Source organism: Algibacter sp. L3A6, assembly GCF_009796825.1.
GTDB lineage: Bacteria > Bacteroidota > Bacteroidia > Flavobacteriales > Flavobacteriaceae > Algibacter.
This window is the reverse complement of record NZ_CP047030.1, coordinates 3,877,383-3,894,219: the sequence shown is the minus strand read 5'-3', so window position 1 is coordinate 3,894,219 and position 16,837 is coordinate 3,877,383. Positions and strand designations below refer to the sequence as shown.

Here is a 16,837-nt window from a genome sequence, read left to right as displayed (position 1 = left end):
TAATTTAAAAAGTTTATTAATCGTTATTTAGCAAATCTACAATTTTTTTTTAATCGTAAAAACCAAAGCGAATAAAAATCATTCTATCTTTGAAGAATTTCTAAAATTATTTTCAATTAATGACAGCATCCGAATTCTATTCCCTTATAAAACAGCAGTTTCCGTTTAATCCAACAATTAAACAAAATATTGTACTTCAGCAATTATCAGAGTTTATCTTTAAAAGCGATAAAAACGCCTTGTATTTGCTTAAAGGCTACGCAGGTACTGGGAAAACAACGATTGTAGGGGCTATTGTAAACAATTTATGGAAGGCAAAAAAGAGTGCCGTTTTAATGGCGCCAACCGGCCGAGCAGCCAAAGTAATCGCTAATTATTCTGGAAAAGAGGCATTCACTATTCATAAAAAAATATATTTCCCAAAAAAAGATGCTGGTGGTGGTGTAAAGTTTGTTCTACAACCGAATAAGCATAAAAACACCATTTTTATTGTAGATGAAGCGTCGATGATTCCGGATACGCCAAGCGAATCTAAATTAATGGAAAATGGATCGCTTTTAGACGATTTAATGCAATACGTTTATGCTGGTCATAATTGTAAGTTATTATTAATTGGTGATACCGCGCAGTTGCCTCCGGTAAAATTGGATATTAGTCCGGCTCTAGACGAAAACACCTTAGCTTTAAATTACAACAAAGAGGTGACTAGAATGGAATTGGACGAAGTGGTTAGGCAAGGTCAGGATTCTGGTATACTAGTTAATGCAACTATACTTAGAGATGTGTTGGCAAGAGAGATGTATGATTATTTTAAGTTTGATTTAAACGGCTTTAAAGATATTGTTAGGCTAGTTGATGGTTACGAAATTATGGACGCTATAAACGACGCTTATAGTGAATTAGGAAACGAAGAAACGGCGATAATTGTGCGGAGTAATAAACGTGCTAATATGTATAATCAACAAATTAGAAGTCGTATTTTATTTAATGAAAACGAATTATCTGCTGGTGATTATTTGATGGTAGTTAAAAATAATTATTTTTGGTTAAAGCCCACTACAGAAGCAGGTTTTATAGCCAATGGAGATATTATTGAAGTATTAGAAATTTTTAGTATTCAGGAATTGTATGGTTTTCGCTTCGCGGAAGTTAAAGTGCGTATGGTAGATTATCCTAAAATGCAACCTTTTGAAACGGTGTTGCTTCTAGATACTATTGAGGCTGAAACGCCTTCGTTACCTTACGATGAGTCTAACCGATTGTACCAAGAAGTGATGAAAGATTTTGAAAATGAAACTTCTAAATATAAAAAATTTCTAAAGGTAAAAAGCAACAAACATTTTAATGCCTTACAGGTAAAGTTCTCTTATGCTATAACTTGCCATAAATCTCAGGGTGGACAATGGAATACCGTTTTTGTGGAGCAGCCTTATTTACCAAACGGGATAGATAAAGATTATTTACGCTGGCTTTATACCGCCGCCACGCGTGCTAAAGAAAAATTATATCTTATTGGTTTTAAAGATGAGTTTTTTGAGGAAGACCCGCTTTCCGAGTAGCACAGTATAAAAATAAGTAAAGGCACAGTTCTTGATAAAATTAATAAAATTAGAAACGGATTTCTTCTTTACAACAAGGTAGATGTCGTTAATCTTTTTTAATTATTTATCTTTAGTAACTTTAATATTCCTGATATAGTGAAGAATTTCATTTAAATGGATTTAATTTTTTTATGACAGTAGAAACAATAATAAGTATTTTTTTAGGTATCGGACTTTCCGCATCAGTGGGTTTTCGAGTTTTTATGCCCTTATTCGCATTAAGTTTAGCGGCTTATTTTGATGTTTGGGAGCTTAACGAATCTTGGCAATGGATTGGGAGTACCGCTGCTATAATTACACTTGGCGTAGCTACATTGGTAGAGATTTGCGCATATTTCATTCCATATGTCGATAACTTATTAGATACCGTTGCAGTACCATTAGCCGCCTTGGCTGGTACAGCAGTTATGTTGTCTACTGTTGCCGATTTAAGTCCAGTAGTAACTTGGGCACTAGCTATTATTGCTGGTGGAGGTACAGCTGCTGCAGTAGCAGGAACTTCGAGTACCACGCGTTTAGCTTCAACAGCAACAACAGGTGGTTTAGCCAACCCTATTGTAGCCACTTTAGAAACAGGAACATCTGTGGTAATGTCGGTTGTGTCTATATTTATGCCAATTCTTGCTATTGTTTTAGTTCTTCTTATATTATTTATAATTTTTAAGGTTTATAAGAAGTTTAAGCCCAGTAATCCTTAAAACATTCTATTATTTATCTTATTTTTGATGAAGATTTAAGGTTTAGCTGAATAATGGCTTTAATGAAAAACTAAAATACAGTTTTAATAGACAGTAACATTTCACATGAAAATAATATCAATGATTCCTGCACGGTACAGTGCATCACGTTTCCCGGCAAAACTTATGCAAGACCTAGGAGGGAAAACTGTTATTCTTAGAACTTACGAGGCTACGGTTGCTACCAAACTTTTTGATGATGTTATTGTGGTTACAGATAGCGATATTATTTATAATGAAATTGTAAACCACGGCGGAAAAGCCATTATGAGCAAAAAGGAGCACGATTGTGGCAGCGATAGAATTGCTGAAGCAGTAGAGCTTTTAGATGTAGATATTGTTATTAATGTGCAAGGCGATGAGCCTTTTACTGATAAAGAATCGTTAACTAAACTTATTGAGGTATTTAAACAAGACCCTAATAAAGAAGTTGATTTGGCATCATTAATGGTACATATTACTGACGAAGAAGAAATTAAAAACCCGAATACGGTAAAAGTAATTGTCGATCAGTCCAATTTTGCACTTTATTTTTCAAGAAGCCCAATTCCTTATCCTCGTGATAAAGGTGTAGGTGTTCGATATTTTAAACATAAAGGTGTTTATGCATTTAGAAAGCAGGCTATTATAGATTTCTATAAGTTGCCAATGCTATCGTTAGAAGCTTCGGAAAAAATAGAATGTATTCGTTATTTAGAATACGGTAAACGTATTAAAATGGTAGAAACTGATGTACAAGGTGTAGAAATAGATACACCTGAAGATTTAGAGCGCGCAAAGAAATTATGGAAATAAATTACGATAACATTAAAGTAATTGGTTTTGATGCCGATGATACACTTTGGGTAAACGAAACTTATTTTCGAGAAGCCGAAGATGAAATTGGTAGGTTGTTATCAAAATATGAAACACCTAATAAAATTGATCAAGAACTTTTCAAAAAAGAAATAAGCAATTTACCTTTATATGGTTACGGTATAAAAGCGTTTACCTTATCGATGGTAGAAGTAGCGTTGGAACTATCGAACTATACCGTTTCTAATAAAACCATAGAAGCTATTTTAAACATCGGAAAAAATATGCTTAATAAGCCTGTGGAACTTTTAGAGGGCGTAGAAGAAGTTTTAGAAAATTTATCAAAAAAATATAGACTTATTCTAGCAACTAAAGGCGATTTATTGGATCAGGAACGTAAATTAGAGAAATCGGGTTTAACCCATTATTTTCACCATATTGAAGTTTTAAGTGATAAGCAAGAAGATAATTATTCTCAAATGCTAAACCGTTTAGATGTGAAGCCTTCGGAATTTTTAATGATAGGAAATTCATTAAAATCAGATGTTTTACCCTTAGTGAATTTAAAAGCCCAGGCTATACACGTCCCTTTTCATACCACTTGGGCACACGAGCAAGTTACCGAAAAGGAAACCAACGGTAAGGCTTACAGAACTATAAATACATTAACCGAACTTTTAAAACTTATTAATTAATTTGAAAGTAATCGATATTAATACTTGGAATAGAAAACAGCATTTCGAACATTTTTCGGGCTTAGCCGATCCTTCTTTCGCTGTAACTATACCATTCAATGTCACCAAGGCATATCAAGTTTCTAAGGAAACAAAAACAAGCTTTTTTACTCGGTATTTGCACGATTGTATGCGTGCCATTAACGCGATAGAAAACTTTAAATATAGAATTGAAAACGGGCAGGTAGTTGCTTATGATGTGATACACACATCCCCAACTATTTTAAGAGATGATAATACCTTTGGTTTTTCATTTGTGACTTATAATGAGAATTTAGAAACATTTTCTAAAAACTTAGACGCTGAGAAAAACCGTATTAAAAGTACAACAGAATTGTTTCCCCTAGTTAATGGCCAAGATTGTATTCATTGTTCCGCATTACCTTGGGTCAATTTTATAGCACATAAAGAACCTAATTCTGGGCTTGTAGATAGTGTTCCAAAATTATCTTTTGGGAAAGCGACCCTTATAAATGATGAATTAATTATGAATGTGTCCATACATGTAAACCACGCCTTAGTGGATGGATACCATGTGGGACTTTTTTCTAAGAAATTTCAGCAGTTTTTAAACCAGTAAAATTTAAATTAATAGTATTTTTACATTTCGTAAAAGAAAACCTAACAAATGAGTTACAAAAACTTTCCAATGGTGCCTAGAGTTATATTTGGCAGAGGTAGTTTCAATCAAATAAACGACGTTTTAGCCCCAAAACGATCTAGTATTCATGCGCCTTTTATTTTCTTAATAGACGACGTTTTTAAAAACAACGCTTGGTTAACATCTAGAATAGACCTTTCTTATGATGATAGAATTATATTTGTTTCATCTAAAGAAGAACCTAAAACAACACAAGTTGACGAACTTGTTGAAGATATAATATTAAAATCTAAAGAGCGTCCATCTGGTATTATAGGTATTGGTGGAGGTAGCTTGTTAGATTTATCAAAAGCCGTAGCGCTTTTAATAACAAACGAAGGCGAAGCTCAAGATTACCAAGGGTGGGATTTAGTAAAAAACGCAGCTATTTATCACGTTGGTATCCCGACAATTTCAGGAACAGGAGCAGAGGTATCCAGAACAACTATACTCACAGGTCCAAAACTCAAATTAGGAATTAATAGTGATTTTACGCCGTTCGATCAAGTACTTTTAGATCCAGAATTGTCTAAAGATGTGCCAAAAGATCAATGGTTTTACACAGGTATGGATTGCTATGTACATTGCGTAGAGTCCTTAAATGGTACTTACTTAAATGAGTTTAGTAAAACTTACGGAGAAAAATCGTTCGATTTATGTAAAGAAATATTTTTAGATGGCGATTTATCTGAAGAAGAATCTCAAGATAAATTAATGATGGCTAGCTGGCACGGAGGTATGAGTATTGCTTACTCTCAAGTAGGTGTAGCACATGCCATGAGTTATGGTTTATCGTTTTTATTAGGTGTAAAACATGGTATTGGTAACTGTTTAGTTTTCGATCATTTAGAAGAGTTTTACCCAGAAGGTGTTGCCATTTTTAAACAAATGAAAGCAAAACACAACATAGAGTTACCAACAGGTATTTGTTCAAAATTAACCGATGAGCAGTTTGATACTATGATTCGTGTGGCATTAAGTTTAGAGCCACTTTGGGAAAATGCAATAGGTAAAAATTGGAAAGAAACTATAACACCAGAAAAATTAAAAGGAATTTATAAAAAAATATAATATGCAATGGCTAGCCAAAGTTATCTATTTTAAGGTCTTAGGCTGGCAAATTGTTGGTAACACAAATTTCTCAAAAGATACGGTTAAAAAAGCGGTTATTATTGCCGCACCACACACCAGTTGGCACGATTTTTACCTTGGAGTTTTATTGCGAGCTGTAATCCAATTTAAAACCAATTTTGTTGGCAAAAAAGAGTTGTTTGTATTTCCGGTAGCTTGGTTTTTTAGAGCCTTAGGAGGTGCGCCTATTAACCGTCAAAATAACGAGAATAAGGTAGATGCCATAGCTAAACTTTTTAAAGAAAAAGAAGAGTTTAGAATGACGTTAGCACCCGAAGGAACAAGAAAAAAAGTTGACCAATGGCGAACCGGTTTTTACTACCTCGCTAAACAAGCTAACGTTCCAATAATTATGTTTACGCTAGATTTTGAAAATAAGCAAAACAAAATTTCAGAACCATTTTATCCAACAGATAATGTCGAAGCAGATTTCGAAGTGCTTAGAGCATTTTTTAAAGATGTAAAAGGAAAAGTATCCAAATATTCATAAGTCATTAAAACTGGCATAATATTTGAAATTAATAGTTTAGTTGCGAATCCTGAAACATAAAGTAAACAATTGTTTGTCCCTAAAAAGAAACAGAATTTTCAACTAAAACTCCAAAAGCTATGTCTCTCAAAGAATATAGCTTTTTTTTATTCCTAATTTTAGCATGTTGTTTGTAATGGCGTTACCCAAGGGTCGGGCTTTCCGCAGTCGCTTTTTTGTGTTGCAATAGGTGCAACAACACAAAAAGAGCTCCAACAATACTACAATCCCTAACGCGATTTATCTGGTAACAATAGGCTAAAATAATGTCCGGTTGTTTTTTAGGAAAAATTCCATAAAAAATAATAAAAAGAAAATATAGAATCTGTTATATTTTTTTATCTTTAATAATTATGATAAAAGACACAAAAATTGCCGTTCTAATCGATGGCGACAACATACCATCTAGATATATTTCTGAAATGATGGAAGAAATAGCCAAATACGGCACACCAACAATTAAGCGCATTTATGGTGATTGGACCAAACCACATCTTTCCAAATGGAAAAATGTGCTTTTGGAAAATGCCATAACGCCAATACAACAATATGGCTATACAACAGGTAAAAATGCTACAGATTCAGCAATGATTATCGATGCTATGGATATTTTATATTCTGAAAAGGTAAACGGTTTTTGCTTAGTATCATCAGATAGTGATTTTACAAAATTAGCTACCCGATTGCGAGAAGCCGCTATGGTGGTTTATGGTATGGGGGAAAAGAAAACACCGAACCCTTTTATTGTGGCTTGCGATAAATTTATCTATCTAGAAATCCTTGCTAAGGATAGTGATGAAGATGAAGACATTAGTAAGGACAAGAAAGGAGTGAAACCTAAAAAAGAGAACCTATACAACATAACACCTAAAATTATTAAGATGTTGAAAAACTCTGTAGATGATGCTGCAGACGATGATGGTTGGGCGTTTTTAGGCGATGTAGGCTCTTTAATTCTTAAAAAGCAACCTAACTTCGATTCTCGAAACTTTGGTTTCCAGAAGTTAACACCACTGTTTAAATCTCTACCACAATTTGAAATGGAGCAACGTGATCAAACAAACGGACGCTTTAAGTTAATTTATGTAAAAAATAAATAGTAAAGTAGTAGTATTTAGAGCTTATCTAAAATTTTATCCATTACCCAACTGGTATGCAATGCTGTTTTTCCTGTAGAAGGATGTGCAGCTAATTCATTAAACAAAACTGCTTTCATGTTTTCAACATGTGGTGTTTGTATATGTTTTGGGTTTTCAATAACTAACGATTGAGTTTTAGATTCGCTTTTTAGTACAATTGGGTTTTCATGAAATACAGAGAATTCAATGGTGCCTTTACTACCATAAATAGTAACATGATCTACATGATCACTACATCCAAAATTCCAAGTTCCAGAGCCTGTAATACCATTTTTATGCAACCAAGACGCGGTAACGGCATCCTTAGCAGAATATAAATTTTGCTGATTTAAACTGAAGCCTTTGGCATCTTCTATATCTCCTAAAAAGAAGGTAAATAAATCTAATCCATGGCTGGCTAAATCATCAAAATAACCTGCGGGTGCAATTTTAGAATCTGTTCGCCAATTATCTTTTTTTAATAAATCGGTTTGGTTTGCAGGTTTGCTTAAATGCGCCGATATATGCCTAACATCGCCAATAAAGTTATTGTCTAACCATTCTTTAACTTTTAAAAACCGTGGTAAAGATCTACGATAATAGGCTACAAATAGTGGGCTGTTTTTTTTCTTAAAAGCATTATATATTTCTAAACTATCAGCATAACTTGGGCTTAGTGGCTTTTCGATACAACATGTTTTTCCAGCGGCAGCAACCTTTAAGGCGTAAAGTTTATGGCTATCGGGTGGCGTTGCTATATAAATGGCATCAATGCTACTATCATTAATAAGTGCATCGGCATCTGTATATGTTTTATTGATGTTGTGACGCTTAGCATAATCTTCAAGTTTTTCTCGATCACGACGCATCACGGCTTCAATATTAAAACCACTTGTAAGTTTGTAAGCAGGTCCACTTTTAACTTCGGTTACATTCCCGCAACCTATAATTCCCCAGTTTATTGTTTTCATATATAAAGTATAAAAAAAGAGAACCGCTAAGTTCTCTTTAATATATTAAGTTGAATATTACTCAGCACTTTCTTCCATGGTATGATATACATTTTGTACATCATCATCTTCTTCCAGTTTTTCTAAAAGTTTTTCTACATCGGCAGCTTCATCTGCAGATAGAGGCTTTGTAACTTGTGGAATGCGTTCAAATCCAGAAGATAAAATTTCAATTTCTCGAGATTCTAATTCAGCTTGAATGGCTCCAAAACTTTCAAAAGGTGCATAAATTAAAATACCATCATCATCGGCAAATACTTCTTCTGCACCAAAATCGATGAATTCAAGTTCTAATTCTTCAGGATCTAATCCTTCCGCATCAATTCTAAAATTACAAGTATGGTCGAACATAAAAACTACAGAACCAGAAGTACCTAAACTACCATCACATTTGTTAAAATAGCTACGTACATTAGCAACTGTTCTAGTATTGTTATCTGTAGCAGTTTCTACTAAAACAGCAATACCATGTGGTGCATAACCTTCAAAAAGAACCTCTTTATAATCGCCTTGGCCTTTTTCACTTGCTTTTTTAATGGCACGTTCTACATTATCCTTAGGCATATTTACAGCCTTAGCATTTTGTATTACAGCACGTAAACGCGAGTTACTTGCAGGATCGGGTCCTCCTTCTTTAACCGCCATAACAATATCTTTACCAATACGTGTAAAGGCTTTGCTCATAGCAGACCAACGTTTCATTTTTCTTGCTTTTCTAAATTCAAAAGCTCTTCCCATAATTACATTCTTTTAGTTGATGTGATCTCAATGCCTCTGGATATTCTAGATGTATCAATTTCACTATTATTGTTATATTTTCGCGAAAGCGAAAACACGTCTATTATTTTAATCGCACAAAGTTAAAAACCTTCAGCAGAAATACAAATTATTCCTCGTCTTCAGGCACTACAATGCTATCAATAGCTTTGGCTAGTTTAAAATCTTTGGCAGTTACACCATCTGCATCGTGCGTAGAGATTGAAATATTGAGCACATTGTAAACATTACTCCAATCTGGATGATGGTTTAAAGCTTCGCATTCAAAAGCTATACGACTCATAGCGCTAAAGCAATCTTTAAAATTATCGAATTCAAATTCGGCGTGAATTGCATTTTCATAATACTCCCAATCTGGGTATTGAAGCAATCTTTTTTCTATATCGTCTTCGGAAAGTTTCATCATTATTTATATGTTTTTGAAGAGACTAAATTAGTGATTTATTTACGGATAATATGCTCATTTTTTTAATTCTAATAAAATATCCTGACTCACCAATTGTAAGTGTTTTGGTAACTTGTTGAATTTTGGTAAAACAGCTAAATAGCGCTCATCGTTGGTTGTAAAAACTTGCTTGTATTTTGCTTTATGTTCTAGGTGAAGTGTTTCTATAATTTCTTTTATAAAATCGTCGTGATGTACTAAATCATTACTTCCGAGATGGAAAACACCGGATTTATTCCGGTTGATGATGTAATGAATTTGCTGTGTCAATTTGTTATCAGAAGTGACATTCATTACTAAATTAGGAAACACTTCAATTGGTTCATTTAAATCTATAAGTTGAAGTATTTCTATTAACCTTGGCGCATGCGAACCAAAAACCATAGGTAACCTTACAATAGCCACTTTCTTTTTTGGTAGGCGCAGTAGCATGTTTTCAATTTTAATTTTGAAGTGACCATAAATACTATTACTAAGTGTTTTATCTTGTTCGTAACTTGGGTATTTGCTGTAGGCATCAAATACGTTTGCGGAAGATAAAAAGATGAGTTTGGTGTTTTCTAATAGTAAATACTCCGCCAAGTGCCTGTGTAGCATAACTTGTTTAGAAAAATCACCACGAAGCGCCGAAATAATGATGGTTGGTTTTACAATATCTAGAATTTCGTAAATATCATCTTCTTCATAATTATAATGAAAAAACTGACGATTTTTTTCTAAGGCTTTGTTCGTTGTATTATATGTACCCGAGGTTCTAAAATAGGGGAAAAGCTCTTTGTAAATGGCGCTTCCTAAAAAGCCACTTACTCCTAAAATTAGAATTCTATGTTTACTTTCCCGCTTTATCATACATCAAACTTCTTAAGCCATTTATAAGTTAATTGTAACTTAGAAAATGGATAACTTTGTTTTAGTCGTAAAAGCCTCTAAAGCCAACATGCCAAGTTTAGAATTTCCTTTTTTATTTAGTCCTGGAGACCATGTTGCAATAGTAAAATTATCGGGTAGAAGCGCTACAATACCACCGCCAACACCAGATTTACCTGGTAAACCTACCTCAAAAGCGAATTCGCCAGCCTCATCGTAAAATCCACAAGTAAGCATTATGGCATTTATACGTTTTGCTTGAGTTTCAGTAAGGCGTACTTTATCTAACATACAGGTGCCTTTATTTGCCAAAAACGAAAATGTTTTTGTTAGTTGGCTACACGTCATCTCTAATGAGCATTGTTGAAAATAAAAATCTAAAACATCATTTACTGGATTGTCTAAATTTTTAAATGATTTTAGAAGATTGGCTGCCGCATAATTTTTAAAACCTGTTCGTTTTTCAGAATCTGCAACGGCTTGGTTATATTCTATAGTTTGATCGTTAGTTAAATCGCGTACGTAATTTAAAAAATCTTCTTTTGGATTTTCTAAATTTGAAAGTAGAATATCTGCAATTACAATAGCTCCAGAATTAATAAATGGATTTCGGGGAATACCATTTTCAATTTCCAATAAAGCCAATTGGTTAAACGGGTGGCCAGAGGGCTCGACATCCATACGTTTCCAAATATTTTCGCCAATTAGCGACATAGCTTTAGATAGCGCTAAAACTTTAGAAATACTCTGTATGGAAAAGGGTTTATTAAAATCGCCTGCCCCATAACTTTTTCCATCGGAAGTGCGTAAATGAATTCCGAAGTTATCCTTACTAATATGGGCTAACTCCGGAATATATGTTGCCACAGCACCCTTATCGGGTGCTTCTGTAGCGTTTTTTTGAATGCTTTCTAAAATAGCTTGAAAATCTAACATAGACTATTTGTAAAACGGTAATTTAACTACTGTTGCAGGTACCGCTTTTTTTCTAATTTGAATATTTATTTTACTGTTTACATCGGCAAAAACCGTTGGCACATAACCTAAGCCAATACCTATACCTAAACTAGGAGACATGGTTCCAGAAGTTACCACACCAATTTTGTTACCATTACCATCAACGATATCATAATCATGACGAGGAATGCCGCGCTCGTCTAATTCGAAAGCAATTAATTTTCTTTCCGATCCGCGTTCTTTTTCTGCTTTTAAAGCCTCTGAGTTTGTAAAGTCTTTGTTGAATTTTGTAATCCAACTTAAACCAGCCTCAATAGGAGAGGTGGTGTCATCAATATCATTTCCGTAAAGGCAATACCCCATTTCTAAACGTAAGGTATCACGTGCTGCTAAACCAATAGGCTTAATGCCGTAATCTGCACCAGCTTTAAAAACGTTATCCCAAACTTGTTTTACTTCGGTGTTTTTACAATAAATTTCAAATCCACCACTACCTGTATAACCAGTAGCCGATATAATCACGTTTTCGATACCTGCAAAATCTCCAACTACAAAATTGTAAAATTTAATAGCAGCCAAATCGTGACTTGTAATAGATTGCATAGCTTCAATAGCTTTTGGACCTTGAATGGCTAATAATGAATAATCTTCGCTTAAATTCTTCATTTCTGCTCCAACATTGTTTTTAGACTGAATCCAATTCCAATCTTTTTCAATATTGCTTGCATTAACTACTAAAAGATATGTTTCTTCTTTTATTTTATAAATAATTAAATCGTCTACAATACCGCCTTTATCATTTGGTAAACAGCTATATTGTGCTTTTCCTATAGTTAATTTTGAAGCATCGTTACTAGATACTTTTTGAATTAAACTTAATGCATGTTGACCTTCAATTAAAAATTCACCCATATGAGAAACATCAAAAACACCAACGCTAGTTCTTACCGTTTCATGTTCAGCATTTACACCTTCATATTGAACAGGCATATTATATCCTGCAAAAGGTACCATTTTAGCTCCTAGAGCTTCGTGAGTTTGGGTTAAGGCTGTGTTTTTCATTAAGGTTGTGTTTTTATGATTTTATAAATATTAGTGAATCGTTTCAGAAAACAAATGTATTGAAAAAATATAGATTTACTTTTAATCTATTCTGATGATATATTAACACCTAAAATAGAGGCTGTATTGATAATTATTTCAAAAAGAATGGAATAGATTATAGATTAAAAGCATTTTCATGTGTTTTTTTTGAAAAAATATTTTACCAAACTTGCATTTAATCGGTAAAAGCGTTTCTTTTGTCTGTAGCAATTTCCAAATGGAACCAACAATAAGGACTCTCAATTTTAAAGATTTAAAGCGTAAAACTTTTTTTAAGCACGCTATTCGTATTTATTTATCTACTACGCTTTTTACTGGAGCTTACACTATTTGGAACTACAAGCAAGGATTAACCGCTTCGGCATTGCTCATTATATTGCCTTTAATAAGCTTTTTTGTTAGTGTCTATTTTTTTGTGGTACGCCGTAATTATTTAGCTGGCCCATATATTGTATACATAACATTAGGAAGTGCCTTGGTTGGTCTATCTTATTTAGAAGGTTTAATGTCTGGATATTATTGGTTTCAATTGGTTATGCTTTTTTGCTTACCGTACGTTATTAGGCACGAAATCTATTTTCAAAAACATACTAATATTCTATATGCGGTAATTATTTCATTAATGGTTATTACTGTTGTGGTTTCTCCATTATATTCAAACTATTATACGGATTTAACGAAAGAAGAAGTGCACTTAAAGTTTGTTATCAACTCATCAGTAGCCTTTATACTTATTATGGTTTTTTCGCTACAAGCACTTGGCCAAAGTAAATCTTTTATAAAAAAAATATTTAGTGATAAGGAAGATGCCGAAAACGAGAAGGACAGAAGAACTAGAGTGTTATCTAACCTTGGGCACGAATTACGTACACAAATTAATAGTATCAATGGTGTTACCCAATTAATTTTAGGTAATGATAACAACGAGGCTACGACTAAGAAGTACTTTGAAATTTTAGATTATTGTAATGATAACATGTTATTATTAGTTAATGATATGTTAGATATTCATAAAATAGAATCTGGCCGTTTTGAGTTGTTTAATGAACCTAAGGAACTTTACGATTTTCTGAATAAAATTACAATTCCGTTTATTAATAAAGCAGAAGAAAAAAACTTAGAACTTCATTCGTACATCGATAGTAGATTAAAGGACGTTGTTGTTAATGTAGATGGAAAGCGTTTTGCTCAGGTTGTGCATAATTTGATATCAAATGCCATTAAATTTACAGAACAAGGGAGAATTACCTTTTCGGCTGAAGTTGTTGAATTACATAACGATATGGTATCTGTACATTTTGTGGTTCAGGATACCGGAATTGGTATAGCTCCTAGAAATTTAAAGAAAGTATTTGAAAGTTTTCATCAAATTAAAAATGAAAAAAATCCCGTATACGGTGGCACAGGTTTAGGTTTGGCTATTTCTCAATCCATTATAATAGCCATGAACTCTGAGATAAAAATAGAAAGTAGATTAAATAAAGGTACGCGATTTCAATTCCCTTTAAGTTTAGAACGCGTTGAATTAACTCCCAAGAAATTGATAAACAAAGAAACTTTCAGTGATGATTTTTCATTGAATTCAACCTTATTATTAGTAGAAGATAATATGGTTAGCATGATGTATGCTAAAAAACTATTAGAAAAGCATGTTCCAAAAATATATAAAGGAACAAATGGCCTTGAGGCTATTGAAGAAATAAAATTACATAAAGATATTGATCTTGTTCTTTTAGATTTAGAAATGCCTAAAATGAATGGTTTTAAAGCTATTGGTCATATTAAAAAATATAGACCAGATGTAATCGTTATTGCCTTTACCGCAAATATACCAAGTACTGAAATTATTGATAAATTGGATACTTTAGGTTTCGATGATATATTATCTAAACCTTTTAGCAAAGAAGATGTTTTTTCGATTTTGAAAAAGTATGATAAAGTGTTAACGACTTAATATAATAAGTATACCTTCTATATAAGGCCTTCATTTATAAAACAAAAACGGTTTTACAACTAAACACGCTAGAGTGTTTATGTTTGTAAAACCGTTTTTTATGCTGATTTATTTAAAAGTTTAGCTTAATAAGAAATCTTTTAAATCGTTATAAGTTGCAATAGAAATGGCAACTTTTTCACCTCCCATAACCGATTGTATTTGCTCAGGAAGTGGTTGTTTTTCTTTTATAACTTCTTCTACAACATCTAAGAATTTTGTTGGGTGAGCAGTTTCTAAAAATACGCAATGTGCGTTAGGGTTATCTTTTAAGTAGTTTTTAGAACCTAAATATCCAACAGCTCCATGCGGATCTGCAACATAATTATATGTATTGAAAATTTCTAACATCGCTTCTCGAGTTTCATCATCTGAAAAACTATAAGAAGAGATGTTTTCTTTTAAAGCGCTAAAGTTATTTTTATAAATTTCCTGTATACGAATAAAATTGCTTGGAGCACCAACATCCATAGCATTACTAATAGTTTGTACAGATGGTTTTGGCTCGTACTTTTCGGAATCTAAATAACGTGTAACCACATTGTTTTCGTTATTAGAAGCGATAAAATGCTTAATCGGCAAGCCTAATTGTTGAGCCATCATTCCGGCACAAACATTACCAAAATTTCCACTTGGCACAGAGAATACAATGTTTTCGTGTGTATTGTGTAGTTGCTTGTAAGCAAACATAAAATAGAAAAGTTGTGGTAACCAACGTGCCACGTTAATCGAGTTGGCCGATGTAAGTTGCATTTTGCTTGTTAAACTTTCGTCTAAGAAAGCTGTTTTTACCATAGCTTGGCAATCATCAAAAGTACCATCTACTTCTAATGCTTTTATGTTTTGCCCTAAAGTTGTAAGTTGCATTTCTTGAATATCACTCACTTTTCCGCTAGGGTAAAGTATCACAACATTTACACCTTTAACACCTAAAAAACCATTGGCAACAGCACCACCAGTATCTCCAGACGTAGCTACTAAAACAGTAACCTCGTTGGTGTTGTCTTTGTTGAAATAACCTAAACAACGCGCCATAAATCTAGCACCAACATCTTTAAAAGCCATGGTTGGTCCATGGAATAACTCTAAAGTAGAAATGTTGTCATTAAGCTTTACAACAGGGAAATCGAAAGATAATGTTTCTTCAACTATAGTTCTTAAAACACTTTCAGGTATTTCTGGTGAAACAAATTGTTTAATAGCTTCAAAAGCAATCTCAGTATGCGATAAATTATCAATATTATCGAAAAACGACTTTGGTAAAGGCGTAATACTTTCAGGAAAATACAAGCCTTTATCTGGCGCTAATCCTTTTATAACAGCATCTTTGAACGATGTGTTTGCTGCTTCTTTGTTTAATGAGTAGTAGTTCATAATTTATGAAAACCTGCCTAAGCAGGAAGCTATTTATTATTAATTTATAATTCTTAAGTGTGATTTTCATTAGCGTCTTAAAGACGAGATTAATCAAACTTAAACTATTTTAACGCCTTCTATATTAATTTTAGAAACGTGAATATCAAATTCAATTCCTGTGTTTGCATAAACGTTATTAATGGCTTCTTTTATCTTGTTAGCTGTTTCCAAACCTTTGCTCAATGAAAATATTGATGGTCCAGAACCCGATATACCACAACCTAATGCGCCTGCTTGCAATGATGCCTTTTTTACGTCATTATAATGCGGGATTAACTTACTTCTATGCGGCTCTACAATAACGTCGTGCAGTGAGTCTTTAAGTAAATTATAATCACTAGTATGCAAGGCATGTACTAAGCTGCCCACATTAGCCCATTGGGTTATAGCATCGCTAAGTGCTACTTCTTTTGGAAGTACGGCACGAGACTCTGATGTTTTAATTTCTATCTGAGGATGTATAATGGTGGCGTACAAATCCGTTGGTGATGGAATTTCTAATATTTGAACAGGATTAATACTCTTCACTAAAGTAAAACCACCAAAAAGGGCAGGAGCTAAGTTATCAGCATGTTCGCATTTGCTTGCAATGGCTTCACCTTTAATAGCAAAAGCTGTTAGTTCTGTTTTATTAAACGGACGCCCTAAAAGTTCGTTCATTCCAAAAACACTACCAACGGCACTTGCAGCGCTACTTCCAATACCACTGCCGGGCTTTATGTTTTTGTATATTTCAATTTCAAAACCAAAATCGACATCAATCGCGTTGTACATGGCTAAAGCCGAAACGCCAGCAACGTTTAACTCAGTTTCATAAGGCAAATCGAAACCAACAATTTTAGTTATAAAAATTCCTTTTTTATCGGTTTTTCTAATCACCATATCGTCGCCAACACTATCTAAACAGAATCCTAAAACATCGAATCCGCATGATACGTTGGCAACGGTTGCCGGTGAAAATATTTTTATTTCGTTCATTCCAA

Annotated in this window: 17 protein-coding genes; 9 read left to right on the top strand and 8 right to left on the bottom strand. The window is 33.5% G+C overall.

Annotated elements, in window-relative coordinates:
* The first annotated feature begins 119 nt into the window (after positions 1–119).
* From GQR98_RS16225 to GQR98_RS16190, 8 genes are all read left to right on the top strand, one after another.
* Entirely contained in the window at positions 120–1,559 is a 1,440-nt protein-coding gene (locus GQR98_RS16225) for an ATP-dependent RecD-like DNA helicase (protein WP_159020475.1), read from the top strand.
* 173 nt (positions 1,560–1,732) lie between these two features.
* Complete coding sequence (locus tag GQR98_RS16220; RefSeq protein ID WP_159020474.1) at positions 1,733–2,299, top strand: DUF4126 domain-containing protein; 567 nt, start codon at positions 1,733–1,735, stop codon at positions 2,297–2,299.
* A gap of 105 nt (positions 2,300–2,404) precedes the next feature.
* On the top strand, positions 2,405–3,133 hold the full coding sequence (gene kdsB, locus GQR98_RS16215; protein ID WP_159020473.1) for a 3-deoxy-manno-octulosonate cytidylyltransferase: 729 nt from the start codon (positions 2,405–2,407) through the stop codon (positions 3,131–3,133).
* Positions 3,124–3,828, top strand: a complete 705-nt coding sequence (locus GQR98_RS16210; protein WP_159020472.1) for an HAD family hydrolase — start codon at positions 3,124–3,126, stop codon at positions 3,826–3,828. Before kdsB ends, GQR98_RS16210 begins: the two co-directional genes overlap by 10 nt.
* 1 nt (position 3,829) lies before the next feature.
* On the top strand, positions 3,830–4,447 hold the full coding sequence (locus GQR98_RS16205) for a CatA-like O-acetyltransferase (protein ID WP_159020471.1): 618 nt from the start codon (positions 3,830–3,832) through the stop codon (positions 4,445–4,447).
* A gap of 48 nt (positions 4,448–4,495) precedes the next feature.
* On the top strand, positions 4,496–5,578 hold the full coding sequence (locus GQR98_RS16200; RefSeq protein ID WP_159020470.1) for an iron-containing alcohol dehydrogenase family protein: 1,083 nt from the start codon (positions 4,496–4,498) through the stop codon (positions 5,576–5,578).
* A gap of 1 nt (position 5,579) precedes the next feature.
* Complete coding sequence (locus tag GQR98_RS16195) at positions 5,580–6,128, top strand: 1-acyl-sn-glycerol-3-phosphate acyltransferase (RefSeq protein ID WP_159020469.1); 549 nt, start codon at positions 5,580–5,582, stop codon at positions 6,126–6,128.
* A 392-nt stretch (positions 6,129–6,520) separates the two neighbouring features.
* Positions 6,521–7,267, top strand: a complete 747-nt coding sequence (locus GQR98_RS16190; protein ID WP_159020468.1) for an NYN domain-containing protein — start codon at positions 6,521–6,523, stop codon at positions 7,265–7,267.
* Between the two features lie 14 nt (positions 7,268–7,281).
* Here GQR98_RS16190 and GQR98_RS16185 read toward each other — a convergent pair whose 3' ends face one another.
* The 6 genes from GQR98_RS16185 to gcvT all read right to left on the bottom strand — a co-directional run bounded on the left by GQR98_RS16185 (position 7,282) and on the right by gcvT (position 12,403).
* The gene (locus tag GQR98_RS16185; RefSeq protein ID WP_159020467.1) at positions 7,282–8,256 is read right to left on the bottom strand and encodes a Gfo/Idh/MocA family protein; all 975 of its coding nucleotides are present in this window, start codon (positions 8,254–8,256) and stop codon (positions 7,282–7,284) included.
* 57 nt (positions 8,257–8,313) lie between these two features.
* Complete coding sequence (locus GQR98_RS16180) at positions 8,314–9,033, bottom strand: YebC/PmpR family DNA-binding transcriptional regulator (protein WP_042503530.1); 720 nt, start codon at positions 9,031–9,033, stop codon at positions 8,314–8,316.
* Between the two features lie 148 nt (positions 9,034–9,181).
* Positions 9,182–9,478, bottom strand: a complete 297-nt coding sequence (locus tag GQR98_RS16175) for a 4a-hydroxytetrahydrobiopterin dehydratase (RefSeq protein WP_042495300.1) — start codon at positions 9,476–9,478, stop codon at positions 9,182–9,184.
* A 54-nt stretch (positions 9,479–9,532) separates the two neighbouring features.
* Positions 9,533–10,366 (bottom strand): sugar nucleotide-binding protein, encoded by an 834-nt coding sequence (locus GQR98_RS16170; RefSeq protein ID WP_159020466.1) that lies wholly within the window; start codon positions 10,364–10,366, stop codon positions 9,533–9,535.
* Positions 10,367–10,405: 39 nt separating this feature from the next.
* Positions 10,406–11,320 (bottom strand): glutaminase, encoded by a 915-nt coding sequence (locus GQR98_RS16165; RefSeq protein ID WP_042495296.1) that lies wholly within the window; start codon positions 11,318–11,320, stop codon positions 10,406–10,408.
* A gap of 3 nt (positions 11,321–11,323) precedes the next feature.
* Complete coding sequence (gcvT, locus tag GQR98_RS16160) at positions 11,324–12,403, bottom strand: glycine cleavage system aminomethyltransferase GcvT (protein WP_159020465.1); 1,080 nt, start codon at positions 12,401–12,403, stop codon at positions 11,324–11,326.
* A gap of 259 nt (positions 12,404–12,662) precedes the next feature.
* On the opposite strand from gcvT, the gene GQR98_RS16155 reads away from it, so the two are divergent.
* Positions 12,663–14,399: a hybrid sensor histidine kinase/response regulator gene (locus GQR98_RS16155; RefSeq protein WP_159020464.1), complete on the top strand. Its 1,737-nt coding sequence runs from the start codon at positions 12,663–12,665 to the stop codon at positions 14,397–14,399.
* Between the two features lie 120 nt (positions 14,400–14,519).
* Here GQR98_RS16155 and thrC read toward each other — a convergent pair whose 3' ends face one another.
* Positions 14,520–15,812, bottom strand: a complete 1,293-nt coding sequence (gene thrC / locus GQR98_RS16150) for a threonine synthase (protein ID WP_159020463.1) — start codon at positions 15,810–15,812, stop codon at positions 14,520–14,522.
* 99 nt (positions 15,813–15,911) lie between these two features.
* A complete protein-coding gene (locus tag GQR98_RS16145; RefSeq protein ID WP_159020462.1) occupies positions 15,912–16,832 on the bottom strand; it encodes a homoserine kinase in 921 nt (306 codons plus the stop codon).
* Positions 16,833–16,837: the final 5 nt, after the last annotated feature.